The sequence below is a fragment of the Streptomyces sp. NPDC003023 genome, from assembly GCF_042888225.1.
GTDB lineage: Bacteria > Actinomycetota > Actinomycetes > Streptomycetales > Streptomycetaceae > Streptomyces.
Map to the genome: position 1 here is coordinate 229,074 of NZ_JBIAPL010000007.1, position 23,849 is coordinate 252,922.

The 23,849-nt window shown below is 71.8% G+C and carries 23 protein-coding genes; 15 read left to right on the plus strand and 8 right to left on the minus strand.

The window, feature by feature from the left end; all coding sequences use genetic code 11:
* The first annotated feature begins 230 nt into the window (after positions 1–230).
* The 6 genes from ACFYV1_RS23505 to ACFYV1_RS23530 all read left to right on the plus strand — a co-directional run bounded on the left by ACFYV1_RS23505 (position 231) and on the right by ACFYV1_RS23530 (position 9,134).
* The gene (locus tag ACFYV1_RS23505) at positions 231–1,082 is read left to right on the plus strand and encodes a TrmH family RNA methyltransferase (RefSeq protein WP_389397493.1); all 852 of its coding nucleotides are present in this window, start codon (positions 231–233) and stop codon (positions 1,080–1,082) included.
* A gap of 98 nt (positions 1,083–1,180) precedes the next feature.
* Entirely contained in the window at positions 1,181–2,299 is a 1,119-nt protein-coding gene (locus ACFYV1_RS23510) for an ATP-binding protein (protein ID WP_389397494.1), read from the plus strand.
* A gap of 197 nt (positions 2,300–2,496) precedes the next feature.
* A complete protein-coding gene (pheS, locus tag ACFYV1_RS23515) occupies positions 2,497–3,636 on the plus strand; it encodes a phenylalanine--tRNA ligase subunit alpha (protein ID WP_389397495.1) in 1,140 nt (379 codons plus the stop codon).
* Positions 3,636–6,149: a phenylalanine--tRNA ligase subunit beta gene (pheT, locus tag ACFYV1_RS23520; RefSeq protein ID WP_389397496.1), complete on the plus strand. Its 2,514-nt coding sequence runs from the start codon at positions 3,636–3,638 to the stop codon at positions 6,147–6,149. The genes pheS and pheT overlap by 1 nt, the downstream gene beginning before the upstream one ends.
* Positions 6,150–7,202: 1,053 nt before the next feature.
* Positions 7,203–8,552, plus strand: coding sequence for a transcriptional regulator (locus ACFYV1_RS23525; protein WP_389397497.1), 1,350 nt, complete (start codon positions 7,203–7,205; stop codon positions 8,550–8,552).
* Between the two features lie 51 nt (positions 8,553–8,603).
* On the plus strand, positions 8,604–9,134 hold the full coding sequence (locus tag ACFYV1_RS23530) for an NUDIX domain-containing protein (protein ID WP_389397498.1): 531 nt from the start codon (positions 8,604–8,606) through the stop codon (positions 9,132–9,134).
* 39 nt (positions 9,135–9,173) lie between these two features.
* On the opposite strand, the gene ACFYV1_RS23535 is transcribed toward ACFYV1_RS23530, so the two are convergent.
* Positions 9,174–10,034 (minus strand): 3-hydroxybutyryl-CoA dehydrogenase, encoded by an 861-nt coding sequence (locus ACFYV1_RS23535; protein WP_389397499.1) that lies wholly within the window; start codon positions 10,032–10,034, stop codon positions 9,174–9,176.
* 173 nt (positions 10,035–10,207) lie between these two features.
* On the opposite strand from ACFYV1_RS23535, the gene ACFYV1_RS23540 reads away from it, so the two are divergent.
* Positions 10,208–11,485 carry a glycoside hydrolase family 10 protein gene (locus ACFYV1_RS23540; RefSeq protein ID WP_389397500.1) on the plus strand — a complete coding sequence of 426 codons (1,278 nt, stop codon included), beginning with the start codon at positions 10,208–10,210 and terminating at the stop codon, positions 11,483–11,485.
* 27 nt (positions 11,486–11,512) lie between these two features.
* On the opposite strand, the gene ACFYV1_RS23545 is transcribed toward ACFYV1_RS23540, so the two are convergent.
* Positions 11,513–11,704, minus strand: a complete 192-nt coding sequence (locus ACFYV1_RS23545) for a DUF1918 domain-containing protein (protein ID WP_389397501.1) — start codon at positions 11,702–11,704, stop codon at positions 11,513–11,515.
* A gap of 82 nt (positions 11,705–11,786) precedes the next feature.
* A complete protein-coding gene (locus tag ACFYV1_RS23550) occupies positions 11,787–12,683 on the minus strand; it encodes a DMT family transporter (RefSeq protein WP_389397502.1) in 897 nt (298 codons plus the stop codon).
* On the opposite strand from ACFYV1_RS23550, the gene ACFYV1_RS23555 reads away from it, so the two are divergent.
* Together ACFYV1_RS23555 and ACFYV1_RS23560 are read left to right on the plus strand one after the other, a co-directional pair.
* On the plus strand, positions 12,682–14,118 hold the full coding sequence (locus ACFYV1_RS23555; protein ID WP_389397503.1) for a PLP-dependent aminotransferase family protein: 1,437 nt from the start codon (positions 12,682–12,684) through the stop codon (positions 14,116–14,118). The genes ACFYV1_RS23550 and ACFYV1_RS23555 overlap by 2 nt on opposite strands.
* 109 nt (positions 14,119–14,227) lie before the next feature.
* Positions 14,228–14,803: a histidine phosphatase family protein gene (locus ACFYV1_RS23560; protein ID WP_389397504.1), complete on the plus strand. Its 576-nt coding sequence runs from the start codon at positions 14,228–14,230 to the stop codon at positions 14,801–14,803.
* Between the two features lie 53 nt (positions 14,804–14,856).
* On the opposite strand, the gene ACFYV1_RS23565 is transcribed toward ACFYV1_RS23560, so the two are convergent.
* The gene (locus ACFYV1_RS23565; protein WP_389397505.1) at positions 14,857–15,693 is read right to left on the minus strand and encodes a LysR substrate-binding domain-containing protein; all 837 of its coding nucleotides are present in this window, start codon (positions 15,691–15,693) and stop codon (positions 14,857–14,859) included.
* A gap of 37 nt (positions 15,694–15,730) precedes the next feature.
* Here ACFYV1_RS23565 and ACFYV1_RS23570 point away from each other — a divergent pair, with 37 nt between their 5' ends.
* Positions 15,731–16,150: a DUF5997 family protein gene (locus ACFYV1_RS23570; RefSeq protein WP_389397506.1), complete on the plus strand. Its 420-nt coding sequence runs from the start codon at positions 15,731–15,733 to the stop codon at positions 16,148–16,150.
* Between the two features lie 42 nt (positions 16,151–16,192).
* Here ACFYV1_RS23570 and ACFYV1_RS23575 read toward each other — a convergent pair whose 3' ends face one another.
* The gene (locus ACFYV1_RS23575) at positions 16,193–17,026 is read right to left on the minus strand and encodes an SGNH/GDSL hydrolase family protein (RefSeq protein ID WP_389397507.1); all 834 of its coding nucleotides are present in this window, start codon (positions 17,024–17,026) and stop codon (positions 16,193–16,195) included.
* Positions 17,013–17,582 carry a PadR family transcriptional regulator gene (locus ACFYV1_RS23580; protein ID WP_389397508.1) on the minus strand — a complete coding sequence of 190 codons (570 nt, stop codon included), beginning with the start codon at positions 17,580–17,582 and terminating at the stop codon, positions 17,013–17,015. Before ACFYV1_RS23580 ends, ACFYV1_RS23575 begins: the two co-directional genes overlap by 14 nt.
* An 87-nt stretch (positions 17,583–17,669) precedes the next feature.
* On the opposite strand from ACFYV1_RS23580, the gene ACFYV1_RS23585 reads away from it, so the two are divergent.
* On the plus strand, positions 17,670–18,086 hold the full coding sequence (locus ACFYV1_RS23585; RefSeq protein WP_389397509.1) for a nuclear transport factor 2 family protein: 417 nt from the start codon (positions 17,670–17,672) through the stop codon (positions 18,084–18,086).
* A 109-nt stretch (positions 18,087–18,195) separates the two neighbouring features.
* On the opposite strand, the gene ACFYV1_RS23590 is transcribed toward ACFYV1_RS23585, so the two are convergent.
* Entirely contained in the window at positions 18,196–18,747 is a 552-nt protein-coding gene (locus tag ACFYV1_RS23590; protein WP_389397510.1) for a YciI family protein, read from the minus strand.
* A 415-nt stretch (positions 18,748–19,162) separates the two neighbouring features.
* On the opposite strand from ACFYV1_RS23590, the gene rox reads away from it, so the two are divergent.
* Positions 19,163–20,641 (plus strand): rifampin monooxygenase, encoded by a 1,479-nt coding sequence (gene rox / locus ACFYV1_RS23595; protein WP_389397714.1) that lies wholly within the window; start codon positions 19,163–19,165, stop codon positions 20,639–20,641.
* A gap of 199 nt (positions 20,642–20,840) precedes the next feature.
* The gene (locus tag ACFYV1_RS23600) at positions 20,841–21,362 is read left to right on the plus strand and encodes an AAA family ATPase (RefSeq protein WP_389397511.1); all 522 of its coding nucleotides are present in this window, start codon (positions 20,841–20,843) and stop codon (positions 21,360–21,362) included.
* Positions 21,363–21,479: 117 nt separating this feature from the next.
* On the opposite strand, the gene ACFYV1_RS23605 is transcribed toward ACFYV1_RS23600, so the two are convergent.
* Positions 21,480–21,944 carry a hypothetical protein gene (locus tag ACFYV1_RS23605; protein ID WP_389397512.1) on the minus strand — a complete coding sequence of 155 codons (465 nt, stop codon included), beginning with the start codon at positions 21,942–21,944 and terminating at the stop codon, positions 21,480–21,482.
* Positions 21,945–22,175: 231 nt separating this feature from the next.
* On the opposite strand from ACFYV1_RS23605, the gene ACFYV1_RS23610 reads away from it, so the two are divergent.
* Positions 22,176–23,138, plus strand: a complete 963-nt coding sequence (locus ACFYV1_RS23610; protein WP_389397513.1) for a hypothetical protein — start codon at positions 22,176–22,178, stop codon at positions 23,136–23,138.
* Positions 23,139–23,196: 58 nt separating this feature from the next.
* On the plus strand, positions 23,197–23,739 hold the full coding sequence (locus tag ACFYV1_RS23615) for a DinB family protein (protein ID WP_389397514.1): 543 nt from the start codon (positions 23,197–23,199) through the stop codon (positions 23,737–23,739).
* Positions 23,740–23,849: the final 110 nt, after the last annotated feature.

Consider the following 23,849-nt stretch of genomic DNA (forward strand, 5'->3'; position numbering starts at 1 on the left):
GGCGCACCGCGATTCGTGTTCCGGCGCACCGCGCCGTGCCCCTGAAAGCACGCGCTACGAGCACGCGCTACGAGACTCGTGCTCAAAGACCCGTGCTCAAAAGACCTGCTCCGAGACACCGCACCGTGCCCCGGCGCACCGCACACCCCCGGTCCGGCAGGGCCGGCACCCCGCCGCCGCGATGTGCACCTTCCCCGACCGGACCCCGTGAGAGAGAGCCGTCGAGCCGCATGCCGACCCCCGAGCTGATCTCCCCCCGTTCCCCGCGCGTCATCGCCGCGCGGCGGCTCGCCAAGCGAAACTTCCGGGGGAAGGACCGCCTCTTCATCGCAGAGGGGCCGCAGGCCGTCAGAGAGGCCGTCGCCCACCGCGGGCCCGGCGGCGAGGCGACCCTGGTCGAGCTGTTCACCACCGTCGAGGCCGCCGAGCGCCACGCCGACATCGTCGACGCCGCCCAGGCCGCCGGAGCCCGGGTGCACCACGCCGCGGACAGCGTGCTCGCCGAGGTGTCCCAGACCGTCACCCCGCAGGGCCTCGTCGGCGTCTGCCGGTTCCTCGACTCACCGTTCGAGGACATCCTGGCCGCCCGGCCCAGGCTCGTCGCCGTGCTCGCCCACGTACGCGACCCCGGCAACGCCGGCACCGTGCTGCGCTGCGCCGACGCCGCCGGAGCGGACGCCGTGATCCTCACCGACGCGTCCGTCGACCTCTACAACCCGAAATCCGTGCGCGCGTCGGTCGGCTCGCACTTCCACCTGCCGGTCGCCGTCGGGGTGCCCGTCGAGCAGGCCGTGCAGGGGCTGCGCGACGCGGGCGTACGCGTCCTCGCCGCGGACGGCGCGGGCTCGGACGACCTGGACGACGAGCTGGACGCCGGCACCATGAGCGGCCCCACGGCGTGGATCTTCGGCAACGAGGCCTGGGGCCTGCCGGAGGAGACCAGGGCACTCGCCGACGCCGTCGTACGCGTCCCGATCCACGGCAAGGCTGAGAGCCTGAACCTGGCGACCGCCGCGGCCGTATGTCTCTACGCGTCGGCGCGCGCCCAGCGCGCCGGGGCCAAGGGTGCCCCGACCACCTGACGCACCACTCGCTCAGGGGGTCGGCGACGTCACTTTCAGCTAGTAGGGTGACGCACTCGGGGGCCCACTGCGCCGGCGGAGAGGTGGGGTACGGGGACATGACGGTCGGGACCAGCAGGCCGCTGCGGCGGCAGGACGCGCCCCCGTGGGACACCGAGGCGTCCTGGATCGACCCCGACGACCTCCCGGACGGCCTCGTCGTCGCCGACGAACACGGCCGGGTCGTCTGTTTCAACGCCGCCGCCGTACGCATCACCGCCGTGGCCAGGACCGACGCCATCGGCCGGCCCCTGGAGCAGGTACTCCCGCTCGAGGACCTCAAGGGCCGCCGCTGGTGGACCGTCACCGACCCGTACGGCGGGATCGCCACCCGGGTCGGCCAGCCGGAGCGCAATCTCCTGCTCCCCGGAGGCCGCGAGGTCCTCGTCTCCGCCCGCTACGTGCGCGACGTCCCCACCGGGCCGCTGCGCCGCCTCGTCGTCAGCCTGCGCGGCACGGAGGCCCGGCGCCGCAGCGAACGCAGCAACGCCGAGCTGATCGCCACCGTCGCCCACGAACTGCGCTCCCCGCTGACCTCTGTCAAAGGCTTCACGGCGACGCTCCTCGCCAAATGGGAACGGTTCACCGACGACCAGAAGCGGCTGATGCTGGAGACCGTCGACGCCGACGCGGGCCGCGTCACCCGGCTCATCGCGGAACTCCTCGACATCTCCCGCATCGACTCCGGCCGCCTCGAGGTGCGCCGCCAGCCCGTCGACCTCGGAGCCGCAGTCCGCCGGCACGTCGACGCGCACGTCGCGGCCGGACAGACAACCGACCGGTTCCGCGTCAACGTCAGCCGCCCCCTGCCCGACCTGTGGGCCGACCCCGACAAGGTCGACCAGGTGCTGGGCAACCTGCTGGAAAACGCTGTGCGGCACGGAGAGGGAACTGTCACCATCGACATAGCGCCCTCGCCGTCTGCCGGTGAGCAGACCGGTGCCGGCACCGCCGTCACCGTGAGCGACGAGGGCCCGGGAATTCCGGAGGAGTCGATGGCACGGGTCTTCACCCGCTTCTGGCGGGGGAGCAAACGCGGTGGCACCGGCCTCGGTCTCTACATCGTCAAGGGCATCGTCGAGGCACACGGCGGGACGATCACCGTCGGCCGGGGACCCCGTGGCGGTGCCGAGTTCCGATTTACGTTGCCCGTGGGCACCCCGGCGCACCTTCTCTGAGCGCGCCGACCGGAAAGGACGCCCGGCCGTACGCGCCGGTGAACCCTTTTCGGCCAGCGCGCCGGGAGCCCGCCTGGCAGCCCACGGGCTCATTCGTTCCCCCGCACCCCGTTAGACTCGACCTTTGGCACCTTTGCATCCTCGGTCGTCCCTGACGTGCGGGGTCCCCAGCCAGCCCATCGGAAGTACGGGAAGAGATGTCCGCACCCAATAAGTCGTACGACCCAGTTGAGGTCGAGGCACTGAAACCGGATGAGATCGAGCGCATGCGGGACGAGGCGCTCGCCGCCTTCGCCGCCGCAGACTCCCTCGAGGCGCTCGCCCACGCGAAGACCGCGCACACCTCCGGCACCTCGCCGCTGTCCCTCGCGAACCGCGAGATCGGGGCCCTGCCGCCGCAGGCCAAGGCCGAGGCCGGCAAGCGTGTCGGCCAGGCCCGCGCCGCCGTCGGCAAGGCGCTCGCCGTCCGCCAGTCCGAGCTCGAGGCCGAGCGTGACGCCCGGGTGCTCGTCGAGGAGGCGGTCGACGTCACGCTGCCCCACGACCGTGTGCCCGCAGGTGCCCGCCACCCGCTGACCACGATGATGGAGCGCGTCGCCGACGTCTTCGTGTCCATGGGGTACGAGGTCGCAGAGGGCCCCGAGGTCGAGGCGGAGTGGTTCAACTTCGACGCCCTCAACTTCACCCCGGACCACCCGGCCCGGCAGATGCAGGACACGTTCTTCGTCCAGGTGCCCGGTGCCGTCGATGCCGAGGGATCCGGTGAGGAGTCCGGCGTCGTGCTGCGGACCCACACCTCCCCGGTGCAGGCCCGCTCGCTGCTGCGCCGCGAGCCGCCCGTCTACGTCGTGTGCCCCGGCCGGGTGTTCCGCACGGACGAGCTGGACGCCACGCACACCCCCGTCTTCCACCAGATCGAGCTGCTGGCCGTCGACGAGGGCCTGACCATGGCCGACCTCAAGGGCACCCTGGACCACATGGTCCAGGCGCTGTTCGGCGCGGACATGAAGACCCGGCTCCGGCCGAACTTCTTCCCGTTCACCGAGCCGTCCGCCGAGATGGACATGCTCTGCTACGTCTGCCGCGGCGAGTCGGTCGGCAACCCGGACCGCCCCTGCCGTACCTGCTCCAGCGAGGGCTGGATCGAGCTCGGCGGCTGCGGCATGGTCAACCCGAAGGTGCTCACCGCCTGCGGTGTGGACCCCACCAGGTACAGCGGATTCGCCTTCGGTTTCGGCATCGAACGAATGCTGATGTTCCGCCACAACGTCGAAGACATGCGAGACATGGTCGAGGGTGACGTCCGGTTCACCCGGCCGTTCGGGATGGAGATCTGATGCGGGTCCCGCTTTCTTGGCTGCGGGAGTACGTCGACCTGCCGGCGACGGAGACCGGCCGGGACGTCCAGGCCAAGCTCATCGCCGCCGGCCTCGAGGTCGAGACCGTCGAGCAGCTCGGCGCCGGGCTCAAGGGCCCCCTCGTCGTCGGCCAGGTCCTCACCATCGAGGAACTGACGGAGTTCAAGAAGCCGATCCGCTTCTGCACCGTCGACGTCGGCGGTGCCAACGGCACCGGCGAGCCCCAGGAGATCGTCTGCGGCGCCCGGAACTTCGCCGTCGGCGACAAGGTCGTCGTGGTCCTCCCCGGTGCCGTCCTGCCCGGCGACTTCGCGATCGCCGCCCGCAAGACGTACGGCAGGACGTCCCACGGCATGATCTGCTCCGGCGACGAGCTCGGCATGGGCGACGACGGCAGCGGCGGCATCATCGTGCTCCCGCCCGAGCACGAGGCGGGCACCGACGCGATCGAGCTCCTCGAGCTCGTCGACGAGGTCCTCGACATCGCCGTCACCCCCGACCGCGGCTACGCCCTGTCGATGCGCGGCGTCGCCCGTGAAGTCGCCACCGCGTACGGGCTGCCGCTGCGCGACCCGGCGCTGCTCGACGTACCGGGACCCAACTCGTACGGCTACGAGGTGCAGGTCGCCGACCCGGTCGGCTGCGACAGCTTCACCGCGCGCACCGTCGTCGGCCTCGAGCCCGAGGCCCGCTCCCCGATCTGGCTGCAGCGCCGCCTGCAGAAGGCCGGGATGCGCCCGATCTCGCTTGCCGTCGACATCACCAACTACGTGATGCTCGAGCTCGGCCAGCCGCTGCACGCCTACGACCGCTCCCGGCTCGACGGGCCGATCGGTGTGCGCCGTGCGGAGGCCGGTGAGAAGCTCACCACCCTCGACGGCACCGAGCGCGTGCTCGACGCCGAGGACCTGGTCATCACCGACGACCGCGGGCCCATCGGCCTCGCGGGCGTCATGGGCGGTGCCAACACCGAGATCGCCGACCACGCCGACACCGCCGGTGCCACCACCGAGGTCGTCATCGAGGCCGCCCACTTCGACCCGGTCTCGATCGCCCGCACCGCGCGCCGCCACAAGCTGTCCTCCGAGGCCTCCAAGCGCTTCGAGCGCGGCGTCGACCCGCAGGCCGCGGCCGCGGCCGCGCAGCGCACCGTCGACCTGCTGGTGCTGCTCGCCGGCGGTACGGCCGAGGGCGGCGTCACCCAGGTCGTCGCCCCCAGCGCGCCGCGCGCGATCAAGATGCCGGCCGACCACCCGGACCGCGTCGCCGGCATGGTCTACGGCCGCGAGACCGTGGTGCGCCGCCTCCAGGAGGTCGGCTGCGACGTGTACGGGCAGGACGAGCTCGTCGTCACCGTCCCCTCGTGGCGGCCCGACCTCGCCGAGCCCAACGACCTCGCCGAAGAGGTCATCCGGCTCGAGGGTTACGAGAACCTGCCCTCGACGCTGCCCAAGCCGCCGTCCGGCCGCGGGCTCACCGAGCGGCAGCGGCTGCACCGCCGCGTCGGCCGCGCGCTGGCCGGCGCCGGTTACGTCGAGGCGCCGAACTACCCCTTCATCGGCGAGCAGGTCCTCGACCAGCTCGGCCTGGAGCCGGACGACGACCGCCGCAGGCTGGTCAGGCTGGCCAACCCGCTGTCCGACGAGGAGCCCGCGCTGCGCACCACGCTGCTGCCCGGCCTCCTCGGCGCACTGCGGCGCAACGACGGCCGAGGCAGCCACGACCTGGCGCTCTTCGAGACCGGTCTGGTCTTCCGGCCCACCGGCGAGGAGGTGCGCGCGGTACGGCTGCCCGTCGACCGGCGCCCGACCGACGAGGAGATCGCCGGGCTCGACGCGGCCCTGCCGCGCCAGCCGCGCCGGGTCGCGGTCGTCCTGGCGGGCGCCCGCGAGCAGGACGGCTGGTGGGGCAAGGGACGTCCCTCCGGCTGGGCCGACGCGATCGAGGCCGGCCGGCTGGTCGCCCGTGAGGCCGGTGTCGAGCTGACCATCCGTGCCGACCAGCACGAGCCGTGGCACCCCGGCCGGTGCGCCGCGCTGTACGCGACGGTGGACGGCGAGGAGACCCTCGTCGGCCACGCGGGCGAACTGCACCCGCGTGTGGTCAAGGCGCTGCACCTGCCTGAGCGCACCTGCGCGGCGGAACTGGAGCTCGACGTGCTCGAGCAGGCGGCGACCGGTGCGCTCCAGGCGCCGCGGATCTCCACCTTCCCGGTGGCCACGCAGGACGTCGCGCTCGTCGTCGCCGACGACGTGCCCGCGGCGGACGTCGAGTCCGCGCTGCGTGAGGGTGCCGGCGAACTGCTGGAGTCCCTCCGCCTGTTCGACGTCTTCACGGGCGAGCAGATCGGCGGCGGCCACAAGTCGCTCGCGTACGCGCTGCGTTTCCGCGCGAGCGACCGCACGCTGACCGTCGACGAGGCGTCGGCCGCGCGTGACGCGGCGGTGGCGCTGGCGTCGGAGCGGACGGGAGCGGTGCTGCGGGGCGCGTGAGCCCCGGGCCGTACGAAGGGGCCCGTCCAGCGCGTTGTGCGCCGGGCGGGCCCCTTCGCATGCCCCTGCGCCTGCTTCCCTGCCTCGCCCTCCCTTCATGGGCCTGACGGCCATGGGCGGTGGCACCTCCCACGGCCGCCAGGCCGTAGGGGAAGTACACCCGCCCCGTGCCGGGCTCTCCCTCGCCGAGCACGGCATCGATCTGGTCCTCGCTCCCGGCGAGTGGATCGAGGTGGAAGGCGACCGTGTCATGATCGGTCCCTGGCTCGCCCCTGAGCTCAGCGGCCAAACCTCAGCCGTTCGATGGCCCGATGGTGCGCGGAGCGGTCCGGTCCCGGAGGGACCGCGCCCAGCCTCCGCGGCCCGGCCCCGGTACGCGCTTCGCGCGGTGTTCCGGGGGCTCTGCCCCCCCGTGCCCCCGCGCCGCAGTCGCCGACGGGGACGGAGTTGCCCCCGCCGGCGGACCGAGTTGCCGCGCAGCGGCAAAACCGGCCCGGCCGCACTTCCCTACGCCTGGCGGCGTGGGAGGTGCCACCGCCCACGGCCGCCTGGCGGCGGGAAGTGCGAGGCCACCGCGCGAAGCGCGGTTCAGTGGTCGGTGGGGCGGCAGCGGGTTCGGGTGAAGCGCGGTTCAGCGGTCCGTGGGGCGGCACGGGGTCCGGGCGGAGCCCGGTTCGGGAAGGCGCGGGGAGGGGAAAGTTCCGCGCAGCGGACCAGTCCCGGCGCGGAAGCGCGCGGGCCGGAGGGGGAAGCCGGCCCGCGCGCCGGGGCGGGACCGTCCTCGATCGGGTCCGGTCAGCCGCCGCGGCCTGCGCGTCGTCCGCCCTGCCGCGGAGTGGTTGGCAGGTCGGCAGGGCGAACGACGCGATCGGGGCCGTCGCACTGTACGAGGGGGAGCCGACGGCCCGGCCGCCTCCAGGAGAGGCAGTTCAGTCAACAGCGCCCGCCCGGACGGCGGCAGAGCACGCAAGCCGCAGAAAAGCGCACTTGTTTCACACCCCGTGCGAATCGGTCTCCACTACCCTGAGCGGACTTGAGTCACCGGAGGGTGCCATGCAGCCCAACACCCTGCTCGACGCCCTGCTCGAAGAGGCGGGCTTCTCCAACGCGGGTCTCGCCGCCCGCGTCAACCGGGCGGGTTCGGCCAGGGGGCTGTCGCTGCGTTACGAACACACCGCGGTGGGACGGTGGTTGAAGGGGCAGCGGCCCCGCGGCCAGGTGCCGGACCTGATCTGTGAGGTGCTCGCGGGCCGGCTCCACCGCGTGGTCACCCTCGACGACATCGGGCTCGGCGTACCGGAAGCGGGCAGGGCGGAGCCCCACAGTTCGTCGCTGTCCGGCTTCGTGGAGCGGGCTGCGGCGCACTGGCGTTTCGAGGCGCAGCAGCACAGGCAGTCGCAGAGCGCCCCGGCGCCCGCCCTCACCGGCACCCCGGCCGTGATGCCCGTCTGGGAGTGGGAGAACCCACCGGAGGACTCGGACGTCTCCCGCGAGGGCCGCACCCGCGTGGGCTCCGCCGACATCGAGATGCTGCGGGCGGCCCGCGCGCACTACGAGCTGATGTACCGGCGTTCGGGCGGTGTCGCCACCCGCTCCCGCGTCGTCGGCTTCCTCAACGCGGAGGCGGCGCCGCTGCTGCGCGGCTCGTACGGCGATGCCGTGGGCCGGCAACTGCACCGCGCCGCAGGGGGCCTGGTCGCTGTGGCGGGCATCTGCGCCTACGACTCCGACGCGCACGGGTCGGCCCAGCGCTACTTCCACCAGGCGCTGCGCCTGGCGAAGGCGAGCGGTGACCGGGGGCTCGGCGCCTACGTCATCGCACTGCTGGTCAACCAGTCGTTGTTCACCTCCGAGTACCGGCAGGCGGTCGCCTTCGCGGAGGCGGCGCTGCGGACGGCGGGCAGACAGATCACCCCGGCCCTGGCCGCCGATCTGTACGCGATGCAGGCGAAGGCGTACGCGCATCTCGGCGATGCCGACGGCGCGTTGACCTGCATCCGGCGCGCGGAGACCGAGGCGGAGCGGATCCGCCCGGGTCATGAGCCGGCCGAGACCGGCTACGTCCAGCCTGGCCTGGTCAACGTGCAGGTCGCGGAGGCGCTGCTCAGTCTGGGGGATCTGACGGCGGCCAGGGAGCACGCCGCGGCCGCCGTCGGCACTCCGGCGCACGACCGGGGCCGGGTCCACCGGCTCGCCATGCTCAGCGAGATCGAGCTGCGGCAGGGCGAGGCGGACCGCGCGGCGCGCACGGCCGCGGAGATGGTGGAGCGGTCCAGGGGGATGGAGTCGCAGCGGCTGCGGGACCGGCTGCGGGCAGTGCGCGAGCATCTGGCGGCGAGCGGATCGGCCGGTGCGGAGGAGGCCGCCGAACTCATCGACGGGGCGCTGCGCGTTCCCCTCTGACCGAGGCCCTGCTGCCATGTTGCCATCTACTCGTCGGAAGGTGGCAGAAACGTGCAGTGGACGAACTTGAGCGAACAGACCGTGTATGAGAACCGGTGGTTCAGGGTGCGGCTCGCGGATGTCGAGCTGCCCGACGGCCGGCACCTGGACCACTTCGTGATCCGTCTGCGCCCCGTCGCCGTCGCGACCGCGGTCAACGCGGCCAACGAGGTGCTGATGCTCTGGCGGCACCGTTTCATCACCGACAGCTGGGGCTGGGAGCTCGCGGCCGGAGTCGTGGAGGACGGCGAGAACGTCGCGGCCGCGGCGGCCAGGGAGATGGAGGAGGAGACGGGCTGGCGGCCCGGCCCGCTCCGGCACCTGCTGACCGTGGAGCCGTCCAACGGCCTCACCGACGCCCGCCACCACCTCTACTGGACCGATGAGGCGACGTACACCGGCCACCCCGCCGACGACTTCGAGTCCTCGCGCAGGGAGTGGATACCGCTCAAACTGGTGCCGGACATGATCGCCCGGGGCGAGGTCCCGGCCGCCAACATGGCGGCCGGGCTGCTGATGCTGCATCACCTGCGACTCGGCTGACGACCGGTCGGCGCGGACCGGCGCCGTCGGGCAGCGGTCTCAGGCGTACGGGTAGAACCCGGAACCCGTCTTGCGGCCGAGCCGGCCCGCGTCGACCATCCGCTGGAGCAGCGGGGGAGCGGCGTACAGGGGCTCCTTGAACTCCGCGTACATGCTGTCGGCGACCGAGGCCACCGTGTCGAGGCCGATCAGGTCGGAGAGCTTCAGCGGACCCATGGGGTGCGCACAGCCCAGCTCCATGCCGTTGTCGATGTCCTCGCGCGACGCGATGCCCGACTCGAACATCCGGATCGCGGAGAGGAGGTACGGGATGAGGAGCGCGTTGACGACGAAGCCCGAGCGGTCCTGGGCGCGGATCGGGTGCTTGTCCAGCACCTGCTGCACCACGGCCTCGGAGCGCTTGATGGTCTCCTCGGACGTGGTCAGCGCCGGGATCAGCTCCACGAGCTTCTGCACGGGGGCCGGGTTGAAGAAGTGGATGCCGATGACCTGGTCGGGGCGCGAGGTCGCGACGGCCAGCTTCACCAGCGGGATGGAGGAGGTGTTGGAGGCGAGGATGGCGTCCTGGCGGGTGACCACCTGGTCCAGCACCTGGAAGATCTCGGTTTTGACGTGCTCGTTCTCGACGACTGCCTCGATGACGAGGTCGCGGTCGGCGAACTCCCCGAGGTCCGTCGTGAAGCTCAGCCTCTCCAGGGTGGCGTCCCGCTCCTCTTCCGAGATCTTGCCGCGCTCGGCGGCCTTGGAGAGGGAGTTGTACAGCCGGGTCCGACCGATCTCCAGGGCCTCGCCCGTGGTCTCGGCCACCTTCACCTCGAGCCCGCTGCGGGCGCAGACCTCCGCGATGCCTGCGCCCATCTGGCCGCAACCCACTACCCCGACGCGTGCAATGTCGGCCATTGAGTCCGTCACCTCGTGCCTTTCGCTGATCCTTCGGCCGGCAGGTCCCCCGTATGGTTCCGGCGCCCGCCCGACCCCACGACGTTACTCCGGATGTGTGGGTGCCCGAGCGCCCGGGGCGGGCATGCTCTGCGGATACGACGGCGCACACCGAGTCAGACAGGGGTGGTCATATGGGGCGTATCGGTAGAAGAGGGTTCGTGGCGACGGCCGCCGGGGCGTTCGCCGCGTTCGCGGCGGCGGGGGACGCGGCAGCGGCCCGCACCCCCTCCGGGGCCGCGCCCGACGGCGCTTTCGCGGCCGAGGCGCGCGGGCGGCAGACCCGGCGGGAGTTCCGCGGGATGTGGCTCGCCACCGTCGGCAACCGCGACTGGCCCTCGCAGCCCGGTCTGACCGCCGACCGGCAGCGCGCCGAACTGCTCTCGTACCTGGACACCGCCGTGCGGCGGAGGCTGAACGCCGTGGTCTTCCAGGTCCGGCCGACCGCGGACGCCCTGTGGCCCTCGCCGTACGAGCCGTGGAGCCAGTACCTGACCGGCTTCCAGGGCAGGGACCCCGGCTGGGACCCCCTGGGCACGGCCGTGCGCGAGGCCCACCGCCGCGGCCTGGAGCTGCACGCCTGGTTCAACCCGTACCGCGTGGCCACGCACACCGACCCCACCCGTCTCGTGGCGAACCATCCGGCACGGCTGCACCCGGAGTGGACCATCGCCTACGGCGGGAAGCTCTACTACGACCCCGGCATCCCCGAGGTCCGGCGCTTCGTCCAGGACGCGATGCTGGACGCCGTCGTCCGTTACGACATCGAAGCGGTCCACTTCGACGACTACTTCTACCCCTACCCCGTCCCCGACCAGGTCTTCGACGACGACGCGACCTTCGCCAGGTACGGCGACGGCTTCACGGACAAGGCGGCCTGGCGGCGCGACAACATCAACCGGCTGGTGCGCGAGATGGCCGCCCGGATCAAGGCCGCGAAGAAGCACGTCCGCTTCGGGATCAGCCCCTTCGGCGTATGGCGCAACGCCGCCACGGACCCCCTCGGGTCGCGCACGGAGGCCGGTGTGCAGACGTACGACGACCTGCACGCGGACACCCGCCGCTGGGTCACGGAGGGCTGGATCGACTACGTCGTCCCCCAGGTCTACTGGAACATGGGCTTCCCGCCCGCCGACTACGAGGCGCTCGTGCCCTGGTGGGCCCAGGTGGCCCGCGACACCGGCGTCGACCTCTTCATCGGGGAGGCGCTGTACAAGGTCGGGGTGCTCGGACAACCGGAGGCCTGGCACGATCCGGAGGAACTCTCCCGGCACCTCACGTACGCCAAGCGGTATCCGGAGGTCGGCGGCCACTGCTACTTCTCGGCGATGGAGGTCGTGGACGACCCGCTCGGAGCGATGACCGAGGTGGTGGCCGACCACTACCCGACGCGGGTCAGACCGCCGGCCTGACCCCGGCGCCCGGGGCGGGCGGAGGAATCAGGTCTTCTCGTGGTGCCGGACGACGGTGTCGGGTCCGGGGGACATCAGCGCTTCGTGCCCGTCCTCGAAACGGACGCGGAACGGCGGATTGCCCTCGGGCCCCAGCACCTCGACGACTTCGGCGACCTTGTCGTGCTGCCCCACGGTCCTGCCGTGGACCAGCAGCGTGTCGCCCACGTTCGCTTGCATCGGGAGAGACCTCCTCGAAGCGGCCGGTTGTGTCGAATGGTCCGTTTTCTCGAGTCTACGGCCGGGAGGGCCCGCTGCATCTTCAGCTGCGGGAACGCTGGGTCACGGCGATGCACACCAGGACGGCGCCGGCCGCCAGCGGGGCCGCCGGCGTGAGCCGCTCGCCCAGCAGCAGCACCGACCAGACCAGAGTGAGCAGCGGCTGGGCGAGCTGGAGCTGGCTGGCCTTGGCGATCCCGATCCCGGCCATGCCCCGGTACCAGACGTACAGACCGAAGAACGTGGACCCGGCTGCCACCCAGAGCAGCCCGATCACGCCGCGCGCACTGAGCTGGACCGGCTCGTACGCGAGGGCCACGGCCGAGCCCGCCACGGCGAGCGGCAGGCAGAGGATCAGCGCCCAGCCGATCACGTGCCAGCCCGGCATCTCCCGCGCGAGCCGGCCGCCCTCCGTGTAGCCCGCGGCGCACACCAGCAGCGCCCCGAACAGGTACACGTCCCCGGAGTGCAGCGCCCCGCCGCTCTGCTGCACCGTGAACGCGATCACGACGCCCGCACCGGCGAATGCCGCCGCCCAGAACGTGCGCGACGGCCGGCGGCCCGTGCGCGCGGCGGCGAACGCCGCGGTCGTCAGCGGCAGCAGACCCACCACCACGGCGGCGTGCGAGGAGGTGGAGGTCTGCAGAGCGAGGGTCGTCAGCAGCGGGAAGCCGACGACCACACCGGCCGCGACCGTCGCGAGGCCGGCCCAGTGACGCCGGTCGGGGACCGGCACACGCATCGCCAGCAGAAAGGCGCCGGCGACGACCGCGGCGAGGACGCTGCGCACGGCCACCAGGGACCAGGGACCGAAGCTCTCGAGCCCCCAGACCGTGGACGGAAAGGTCAGGGAGAAGGCGACGACGCCCAGCGCGGCGAGGAGGGTGCCGCCGCCGATCGCTATCGGCCTGGTGGTAGTAGCGCTATTCTGTGCTGTCATGCATGAGCGTAGCAGTGTGGCTGAACTGGCGTCTTCGCTGAAACGAGAGCTCGACCGCTATCCAACAGGTGGAAAGCTGCCGTCGAGCCGGGCTCTGGTCGAACGCTTCCGGGTGTCCCCGGTGACCGTCTCCCGCGCGCTCGCACAGCTCGCCGCGGAAGGGCTCGTCGTCACCCGGCCCGGCGCCGGCGCCTACCGTGCAGAGCCCCGTCCAGCCGCGCCGCCCGCCGGTGACACCTCGTGGCAGGAAGTCGCGCTCAGCGCCGACTCCGCCGCAGAGGTCGTGCCGCGCGCCGTCGACGCCTCCGGCGTACTCGTCACCCTCGCCGCACCGCCCCCCGGCGTCGTCGAGTTCAACGGCGGCTATCTGCACACCTCCCTCCAGCCGGAGCGGGCCATGGCCGCCGCCCTCACCCGCGCCGGACGCCGCCCCGGGGCATGGGGCCGCCCACCGACCGAGGGACTGCCCGAACTGCGCGAATGGTTCGCCCGCGGCGTCGGCGGCACCGTCACCGCTGCCGACGTCCTCGTCACATCGGGCGGCCAGTCCGCCCTGACCACCGCACTGCGCGCGCTCGCACCGCCCGGCGCGCCCGTCCTCGTCGAGTCGCCCACGTACCCGGGCATGCTCGCCATCGCCCGCGCCGCCGGACTGCGGCCCGTGCCGGTTCCCACCGACGCGGAAGGCGTACGGCCCGAACTGCTGGCCGCGGCCTTCCACGCCACCGGCGCACGGGTCTTCGTCTGCCAGCCGCTCTTCCAGAACCCGACCGGCGCCGTCCTCGCACCCGCCCGGCGCGCCGACGTACTGCGCATCGCCCGCGAGGCCGGGGCGTTCGTCGTCGAGGACGACTTCGCCCGCCGCCTCGCCCACGACGACGCGGGCACTCTGCCGCCGCCGCTCGCCGCGGAAGACCCGGACGGGGTCGTCGTCCACGTCAGCTCGCTCACGAAGGCGACCTCGCCCAGCCTGCGGGTGGGCGTGCTCGCCGCCCGCGGCCCGGTCCTCGAACGGCTCCGAGCCATCCACGTCGTCGACAACTTCTTCGTCTCCCGGCCGCTCCAGGAAGCCGCCCTCGAACTGGTTGGCGCGCCCGCGTGGAGCCGCCATCTGCGCGGCGTGGCCGCCGAACTGAAGACGCGTCGGGACGCGATGGCCGCGGCGCTCCGGCTCGCCCTGCCCGACCTGGCACTGCCGCACATCCCGTCCGGCGGCCAGCACCTGTGGCTGCGGCTGCCCGACGGGACGAGGGAGGCGGCGCTCGTCGCCGCCGCCCTGCGGGCGGGCGTCGCCGTGGCGCCCGGCCGCCCCTACTTCTGTGCCGAACCCCCCGCAGGTCACCTCCGGTTGAGCTTCGCGGGAGTCGCGGGACCGGCCGAGATCGCCGAAGGCGTCCGCAGAATGCGCGCCGCCTGTGACGAAGCGCTCCGCTGACGGCGCGGGAGCGGGCCACCGCGTCGGCGAGACCCCGCCCGGCTGACGGAGCCCGGTCCGTCGGCGGCAGACTCTTGACCTGCGAGGCGTTGGCCAGCACCATCACGCCATGAGTGTCCGGGTCACTTTGGTCGCCGCCGCGCGCACCTCCTCGCTGCTCACCGAGCGCTTCGACGACGAACGGCCGCTCGACCAGGCGGGCTGGCACGAGGTGCAGCTCGCCGCGCACGCCCTCGTACCGCTCAGCGCCGCCGAGCTGCGCTACTGCTCGCCCACCGCGCGCAGCCGGGCGACCGGCGACGCCCTGGGCTTCGCACCTCTGGCCCAGCCCGCCCTGCGGGACTGCGACATGGGCCGCTGGCGCGGGTTCACGCTGGCGGAGGTCACGGCCATGGAGCCCGCCGCCGTCGACGCGTGGCTCACCGACCCGCGCAGCGCACCGCACGGCGGGGAACCTCTCCTCGCGTTCATCTCGCGCATAGGGGGCTGGCTGGACACCCGCCCCGCGGACGACGGGGGCTCGATCGTCGCGGTGGCAGAGCCCGCCGTCGTACGGGCGGCCTTCGTGTACGCGCTGAGGGCGCACCCGTCGATGTACTGGAACGTGGACGTCCGCCCGCTGTCGACGGTGACGCTGACCGGGGTGCCGGGCCGCTGGAACCTGCGACTGGAGGCCGCGGCCTGACCGGAGCCCGGCCGCCCGGTCACTGTCCGCATGAGTGGGCCCGAGCGCGGCTGCTACGGCCGGCGGCGCGGCTTGCCGCGCTTGCCGCCGCTCTTCCCGCCACCACCCTTGGGGCCGCCGGCGCCCTTGGAGCCACCAGCCTTGGAACCGCCACTGCCCTTGCCGCCGGATCCGCCGGCGCCGCTGCGTGAGCGACTGCCCGACGCCTTGCCGCCCGCGGGCGCAGGCCGTGCGCCTCCCGGCTTGGTGCGCTTCTGCGCGGGCTGGGCGGCCGCCGCGGGCCGGCCCCGGGTGCTGTTGACCGTCCGGCCGCGGACGATGCCGATGAACTGCTCCACCAGATCGGTGGTCTCGCCCTCGGGCCAGGACAGTGCGACGCTCGACTCGGGGGCGTCGGAGACCGTCCGGTACGTGAGGTCCTTGCGGTGGTGCAGGCGTGCCAGCGACTGCGGGACGACGAGGACTCCCACCCCCGCGGCCACCAGCTCGACGGCGTCGGCCGTGGTGGCGGGCCGCTCGACGGCGGGCCGCCCGGGCAGGCGCTCCCATTCGAGGGTGTCGTCGAGGGGGTGCAGCACGATGTCGTCCGCGAGATCGTCCGTGGTCACCTCTTCGACCGCGGCCACGACGTGGTCCTTGGGGACCACGACCACGGTCGTCTCCGTGTAGAGAGGGATCGCGCTGAGGTCCGTACGGTCGATCGGCGACCGTACGAGCCCGGCGTCGGCGTCGCCACGCCGCAGCAGACCGGGTGCGTCGGCCGGGGAGACCGGGACGAGGGTCAGCGGCACGTCCGGCAGCCGCTCGTTCCAGATCCGCACCCACTTGGTCGGTGTCACGCCCGGAACGTAGGCCAGCCGGAACGAAGGGGGTACTTCCGAGCCTGTCACCCCGCCAGGTTACCGGTCGTGGTCGGAGGCATCGAACATGCTCGATACCCTTGACACCATGACGTCGCACCAGACCACCCAGACGATGAAGCCCGCGACCGCGGCGAAGAAGCTGGGTGTGTACCTCCCGGCCACCCCCACCGAGTTCCAGGAGGGTGTCGTCTCGCGCAGCGAGTTGAGCGCGCTGCAGGCCGATCCGCCCCAGTGGCTGCTGGACCTGCGGCGCAACGGCCCGCACCCCCGGCCGGTCGTCGCGGCGAAGCTGGGCGTCTCCATCGCGGGCCTCGCCCGCGGCGGAGTCACGGAGGCCCTCACCACGGAGCAGATCGACGCGCTGAAGCAGGACCTCCCCGACTGGCTGCGGCAGGAACGCGCCACCCAGGCCGAGGTCCGCCGGGAAGCCGTGCGCATCAAGGAGAAGAACGCGGCGAAGAACACCGAGAACGACGCACGGTGACGTACGCGCTGAGCACGCGCTGACGAACGCGCGCCGAGGCGGTCAGCCGCGCGGCGCGCCTTCCTGCCCTTCGTCCAGGAGCGGCAGGAGCGGTACGAGCGGCAGGAGACCGGGGCGCTTCGCCGTGCGGCCGTCGCCGGAGGACCGGCCGCGAAGCCGGCGCCCGATCCAGGGTCCGAGGAACGCGGCAGCCCAGCGCAGTTCGGCCACCACGGCCGGACGGCCCGTGACGACCGCTCGCGGCGGCAGCGGCAGAGTCCAGGCGTCGCTGCTTCCGGGCAGCTCGATGGCGTGGGCGACGGCCGCGGCGATCCGCTCGTGACCGAGGGGACTGGCATGAAGCCGGTCCGCGCTCCACAGGCGCGGGTCGGTGGTGACCGCGTGCGGCGCGGTCTCCGCGACGGTGACCCGGTGGCGGGCGGCCGCTTCCCGTATGCGGGCGTTGAGATCGTGCACGCGCGGCCCGAGCGGCTTGGCGAGCGGCGTGATCCTCCCGACGTCCGGGAAGGTCAGCGTCACGACGTGGGCGCCGGAGGACGAGAGCGCGGCGAACATCTCCTCCAGATGACCCGCCACCTCGGCGGCGTCGAACCGTGGCCGGAGCAGATCGTTCGCCCCCGCGACGACGGACACCAGATCGGGACGCAGCGCCAGGGCGGGCTCCAGCTGTTCGGCGCGGACCTGCGCGGCGACGCGTCCCCGTACCGCCAGATTGGCGTACCGGAGCGTGGGGCTGACGGCTGTGAGGTGCTCGGCCAGCCGGTCCGCCCAACCGCGCAGACCGCCTGCTGACTCGTCGCCGTCGCCGAGCCCTTCGGTCTGGCTGTCGCCCAGGGCGACGTAGCGCAGGTAGCGTGGCCGCTCACTTCCGGGCACGGGACGCCTGCCTCTCCTTCAGGACACCTGCGACCCGCAGGCACCAGTCCCGGTGCTCCTCCTCCAGAGCCAGTCCGCGCAGGCAGGTCAGGTACGGACCGATACGTCCGCCCCGGCGGAGGAACTCCTCCTCGTCCGCGTCACCCCGCATCCGCCGCAGCAGACCGCCGAAGAGCTCGATCCTGGCCTCGGCCGCGGACGCGCGCTCCTCGAGCTGCTCGATCACCGGTCCGGAGTCGACGCCGTCGACGGCCTGGACCTTGACGAGCAGGTCGTCGCGGATGAACGACGGCTTCGGCGTGGCCGCCGCGAAACGCTCCAGCTCGGCCAGCCCGGCGTCGGAGACCCGGAACAGCCGCTTGTTCGGCCGGGTCTCCTGGACCACCTGGCGGCCCGTGACGAGGCCCTCCTTCTCCAGCTTGGCCAGCTCGGCGTACAGCTGCTGCGGCAGGGCGTGCCAGAAGTTCGCCACACCCACGTCGAACGCCTTCGCCAGCTGATACCCGCTGTACTCGCCGTCCAGCAGCGCCGCCAGCACCGCGTGTCTCAAAGCCATGGGAGCAACCCCTTCCCCTTCTTCGTCCGCCGATGGCAGCATACTCAAAAAACAGACTAGTCATATTCTTGAGTACTGGGAGAGGGCATGGGGAGCGCAGCACGTTTCCGCGCCGCCGTCGAGGCGGGCGACCACGAGGCACTGGAGGATCTGTTCACCGAGGACATCCGCCTCTACAGCCCGGTGAAGTTCACGCCCTTCGAGGGCAGGCCCATGGTGCTCGGCCTCTTCGGTGTCCTGCTGCGCACGTTCGAGGACTTCCGCTACGTCGGGGACTTCACCGGCACGGCCCGGACCAGCGCCGACGGAGCGGAGGCGCCGTCGGCGATTCTCGTCTTCCGGGCCACCGTCCAGGGCAAGGAGATCCACGGCATCGACATGCTCCACTTCGACGAGGCGGGCAGGATCAAGGAGTTCACCGTGATGGTCCGGCCGCAGTCGGCCGTGCACGCGCTCGGCGAGGCCGTGCTCGCGGGCCTGGTCGCCGACGGGCTCGCCCCGTAGCGGGTCGGCCGGCGTGACCGGCCGCTCCGGTTGACGGTGACCGTGCTGCCGTGACGGCCGCGACGGGCAGGACACCGTCAACCGGGTGTCGGCGGGTGGTTCTCCGGGTTCAGGCCGGCCGCCCGCCGAACTGCCATCTGTGGACCTCGATGTCCGTGTACCGGCCCGGAGTCAGGACGGCTCGTGCCCGGTCCGGGTCCGGTGCCAGGACCAGCGCCGCCGTCCCCAGCCAGGCACTGCCGTCGTCGGACAGCAGCGGTCCGTACGCGATCAGGGCGTCCCGGTCGTCCGGTACGGCAGTATCGGCGGCCTCCCCCGCGCCGAGGCCGAACACCAGATACCGGTTGCCGCCGGTGCCCCCACCGGGAAAGTCCCACATGGTGCGGCCCAGCATGTTGCGCCACCGGCGCAGCATCACATCCCGGTACACGCCTGCCTGGAGGCCGGGCTCGTCGAAGGCGAACGCGCGCGCGGCGGCGGGATCGGGCAGATCGACGATGTGCACGCTGCCCGTGGGCGTTTCGCCGTCCTCGGTGAGGGTCGGTCCGCGGGCGACCATCTCCTTCGCGTACCGGTCCATGTACGACCAGTGCTCTTCCAGCAACTCGTAGCGCAGAGACAGGGATTCGGACCGGTCGCGGTGGTAGCAGAAGAACTCCATGACCGCAGACCCTTCCCTATGACAGGGCGACATCTCAACCGTCTTCGGCCGTCGTCGACACCGACGAAGCCGGTGCGCGGCGCGTCACCGTTTCGGGAGGAGCCCCGTCCGTCCCGAGCGGACGCACAGATGCACGGACGCGCAGACGGAGGGCAAAGACAAAGGCAAGGAGGGAACCCACTCCTTGCCACTCTCAACGTATAGCGCACCGGGGGGCTTGCGGCAAGGCCCCGGGCGTGCCGCAGAATGGCGCGCCAAGGCCGCAGCCTGCGGAAACAGGCATATCGCGAAGCCCGTTGGGCTCTGCCGTGTTCGCAGCGCTCGGCGCGGAGACGCGGGTGTGCGCACCGGCGCACCGCGTTACCGCGCCGCGGAGCGGCCGGCCGAAAACCAGTCTCGTTGAATGGGCGTGTTGATGATTGACGTGATCGTGGTAGGCGGCGGACCGACCGGCTTGATGCTGGCCTGCGAGTTGCGGCTGGCCGGAGTGCATGTGGTCGTGCTGGAGAGGCTGACGGAACCGACCGGGCAGTCCCGCGGGCGCGGACTGCACGCGCGCAGCGTCGAGGTGATGGATCAGCGCGGCCTGCTGGACCGGTTCCTCGCGGTCAGCGAGAAGTTCCAGGTCGGCGGTCTCTTCGGCGGCATCTCCAAGCCGTGGCCCGACAGCCTGGACACGGCCCACCCGTACGGTCTCGCCACCCCGCAGCCGGTCACCGAGCGACTGCTCCACGAGCGTGCTGTCGAACTCGGTGCCGAGATCCGGCGCGGCTGCGAAGTGGTGGGGCTGAGCCAGGACGAGGACGGGGTGACCGTCGAGCTGGCGGCGCCCGGCAGCGCCCCCGCCGGCGGGGACGTGGCCGGCGAGGAAGGCACGCGGCTGCGCTCGCGCTACCTCGTCGGGTGCGACGGCGGTCGCAGTACGGTGCGCAAGGCGCTCGGCATCGGCTTCCCCGGTGAGCCCGCCACGGTCGAGACGCTGCTGGGCGACATGCAGGTGACCGAGGATCCGGCGACGATCGCCGCCGTCGTCGAGGAAGTCCGCAGGACCCATCTGCGTTTCGGGGCCGTTCCCGATGTGGACGGGCGCCAGGGGGTGTACCGCATCGTCGTGCCCGCCGACGGCGTGGCCGAGGACCGTGCGGCCGTGCCGACCCTCGAAGACTTCAAGCAGCAGCTGCGGGCCTTCGCGGGCACCGACTTCGGCATCCACTCGCCGCGCTGGCTCTCCCGGTTCGGCGACGCCACCAGGCAGGCCGAGCGCTACCGGGCCGGCCGGGTGCTGCTGGCCGGCGACGCGGCGCACATCCACCCGCCCACCGGCGGGCAGGGGCTCAACCTCGGTGTGCAGGACGCGTTCAACCTCGGCTGGAAACTTGCCGCCACGGTGAACGGCTGGGCACCGGACGGACTGCTGGACACGTACCACACCGAGCGGCATCCGGTGGGTGCCCGCGTGCTGGACAACACCCGCGCGCAGATCGCGCTGATGGGGACCGACCCGGGTGCGACCGCGTTGCGGGAGCTGTTCTCGAAGCTGATGGACTTCGAGGAGGTGAACCGGTACGTCACCGAGATGATCACGGCCGTCGGGGTCCGCTACGACTTCGGCGAAGGCCATGAACTGCTCGGCCGACGGCTGCCGGACGTGAAGCTGAAGCAGGGACGCCTGTACGAGCGGATGCACGGTGGCCACGGACTGCTGCTCGACCGCACCGGCCGGCTTTCCGTGGCCGGCTGGGAGGACCGGGTCGACCACGTCGTCGACGCCGGCGAGGAACCGGACGTACCCGCCGTGCTGCTCCGGCCGGACGGCCATGTCGCCTGGGTCGGCGAGGACCAGGAGGATCTGGTCAGCCGGCTGCCCGAGTGGTTCGGCGCTGCCGTCGGCTGAGCACATGCCTTTGACTCGGACCTTCGGTAGGTGGATCTCGTAGGGGACGCTTCGCGGATCGTGGTCGTGGTCGTGGTCGTGGTCGTGGTCGTCCACGGTCCGCGAGTACGAGTAACCAGGGCGAGGCGAAACCGCCCAAGCCGTAACCGACTTCTGAAGTGCCCGCTTTCGCGCCCGGCCCGGCGGTAGCGTCGGTTCCATGATCGTATGGATCAACGGCACCCACGGCGCGGGCAAGACGACGACCAGTGCTGTCGTACAGCAGCTGCTCCCGGATTCACGGGTGTTCGACGCCGAGAAGGTCGGTGAGACACTCATGGACATCAGGCCGGGGCTGCCCTGGACGGGCAACTTCCAGCACTGGCCGCCGTGGCGGCAACTCGTGATCGAGACCGCCCACCGCATCCTCGACTACACCGGCGGGACTCTGGTGATGCCGATGACCGTCCTCGTCGAGCAGTACTGGCGGGAGATCAGTTCGGGCCTCGCCCGGCATGACATTCCGGTGCGGCACTTCGTCCTCCACGCCGACGAGGAAACCCTCCGCGGACGCATCGAGGGGGACACCGTTCTCGGGCCCTCCCCGTTCCGTCTCGAACACCTCGAGCCCTACGCCGAGGCGGCCCGGACATGGCTGCACGGCGAGGCCGCGGTCGTCGACACCACGCACCTCACACCGGCCCAGGCCGCCCTGCGGATCGCGGAGGCCGTCAAGGCCTGAGGGCCCCGCCACTCTCGATCGGCCTGTGGACCCGGCGTGGGAGCAGGGCCCATTCGTGGATACGAGAAGCCGTTGCACCGGTTCAAGTACGCGGTCGGGGGCGGTGGCTGACCTCGCCTAAACCGGATCTTCGTAGAGACGGATCCCGGCGGGTTCGTGATCCCGGAGCGGTTTCAGACGGACGCCCAGCGATGCGGCCCAGGTATGGAGGTCGTCACCCGAGTCGTGGAAGAACCATGAGCCGAAGGTCCCGAGGTCCTTGAGCGGCGACCGGGGGGTGTACCGGAGCTCGCAGTGGATCTGCACGTAGTGGTCGTGCTCACCGTTGGCATCGTTGATCTCGAACTGCCGGGTGAGATCCAGCATGAACATCGGCGGGCCGTCGAAGGCATACGTGCCGTACTGGAAAAGCAGTCCGTCGGAGTCAGGGGTCGCAGGTGTCTCGAAGCGCTGCCCGCCGAAGCGCAGGAACGCCGTCCAGGCGTCATGCGTGGTCAGGCTGCCGTCGAGCTCGCCGGGGCTGCCTCCCAGCTCGTCCCGCAGGACCTGAAGGGCCTCGTTGATCGAGGGCTTGTACGGCATGCGTGGACTCCTCGGAGCGGGTGGATCTTCCGCTGTCGCCCCTGGTGTTGTCCACCTGGCGGGCTGTGTGGTGGGCGCCCGGCTTCTGCGAAGTCGTCGTACTCGTCCTGCGTCATTGTCGCGTCAGCACATTGAGCCGGCGGCGCTGGGCAGACAGACACCGCCAGGAAGAGTGTTGCAGCCGGCCTGCCCGGTTCTCTGTCGGCCCGAGCCGGGCGTTAGCCTCGGCGGATGATCTCTGCGCCGCCTCCGAAGGTCGTCACGCGCCACCACGACGGGCAGATCCGTGCCTACCTGACGGGCCCCGGCGCACTCGGGACACTGGAACCCGCCGCGGTGTTCCAGCCGCGGCCCGGCGACGACGTCGTGGAGTCGGCGGTCCGGCCCGATCTCGAGCGAGTCGTGTACACGACCCTGAACGGCGTCGTCTGCCTCACGCGCGCCGGTGACCTGGTGTGGGCGTCGGACTTCGAACCGCACTCCGACGTGCTCCACGGCCACCGGCCCGGCTGCGTGCTGTCTCTGGACGGTCGGAACGTGTGGGTCTACCGCCCGGACGCGATGGCGGGACGCGGGGGAGACCAATGGGTCGTGTACGACACCGACAGCGGGGCGGTCCTCGCGCGCCGGGAGTTGGAGACGGTCGGGCACGGAGCCGGCCACCACGTCCACCCCGTGGACGGCAGCATCTACCTCGACGTCGGTGAGGGCCAGGACGGTGCCGTCGTTCTCAGGGGTACCCCCGGGGCTGACGGCGCGGTGGAGTTCGTGACGTACCCGTGGTCGGACCGCTGCCTGATCGACCTGGCGCCGGGAGGGGAGCAGTTCATGACCGTCGACCACGGGCAGGGAGATGTCGCCTTCCACCGCCACCCCAGCGGGGAGGTGCTCTTCACTCTCTCCGCCGAGGCATTCGGATACGACCCCGAAGAGACGTTCGTGGAGTGGTCCGGCGGCTACCTGACCCCGGACACGGCCGTCGTCACGCTGGTCGGTGAGAACGAGGGCGACGAGGATGCGGAGGAATGGTTCCGCCACCGCCTGGTCGACGTGAACACGGGCATGGTCGGCGGTGAGATCGCCGTCGAGGTGACCAACCCGTACGAACTGGAGCCCCTGGGTGACGGCTCCTGGCTCACCGACGGTCCTGATGGTCACCCCGTCCGCCGGTCTCCGGCCCGAGGGGTCGAGTAGCCGAGGGGGACACTCATGCTGATCTCGGGCGGGTCTCCTCTGTATGTAGTGTGCGGACATGACAAGAGGCGACCGGCTCGCGGAGCAGCTGGACTGGTACTGGCACAAAAACCTGCGGCCGCGGCTGGACGGTCTCACCGATGAGGAGTACTTCTGGGAGCCGGTGCGTGGCTGTTGGAGCATCCGCCCACGCGGCACGTCGACCGCACCGATGCCGGAAGGTTCGGGGGAATGGACGATGGACTCCGCGTCCCCTGGCCCGGTGCCGGCGCCGGTGACCACGATCGCCTGGCGGCTGGCGCACATCATCGTCGACTGCCTGGGCTGTCGGGTCGGATGGTACTTCGGCGGCCAGGACGTCGACTCCGCGACATTCGCCTACGCGGGGACCGCTGACGAGGCGCTGAAACAGCTCGATGAGATGTACGGGAGATGGAACGCGGGGGTCCGCGCGCTCTCGGACGCCGACCTGGAGAATCCGCCCACAGTGGGTCCCGAGCGGTATCCCATGGAGAACAGGGTCCTGCACGTCAACAGGGAGCTGATCCATCACGGCGCCGAGATTTCCCTGCTGCGGGACCTCTACCGCCGGCAGGACTGAGCCGTACCCCGTCATCGTTGCTGAAGGCCGGCATGGCAGGCCGGGCCTGACAGCCAAGCCATTGCATAAAACTGCGTTCATGCGTATAGTCATGCCTCCGATGAGGAGGA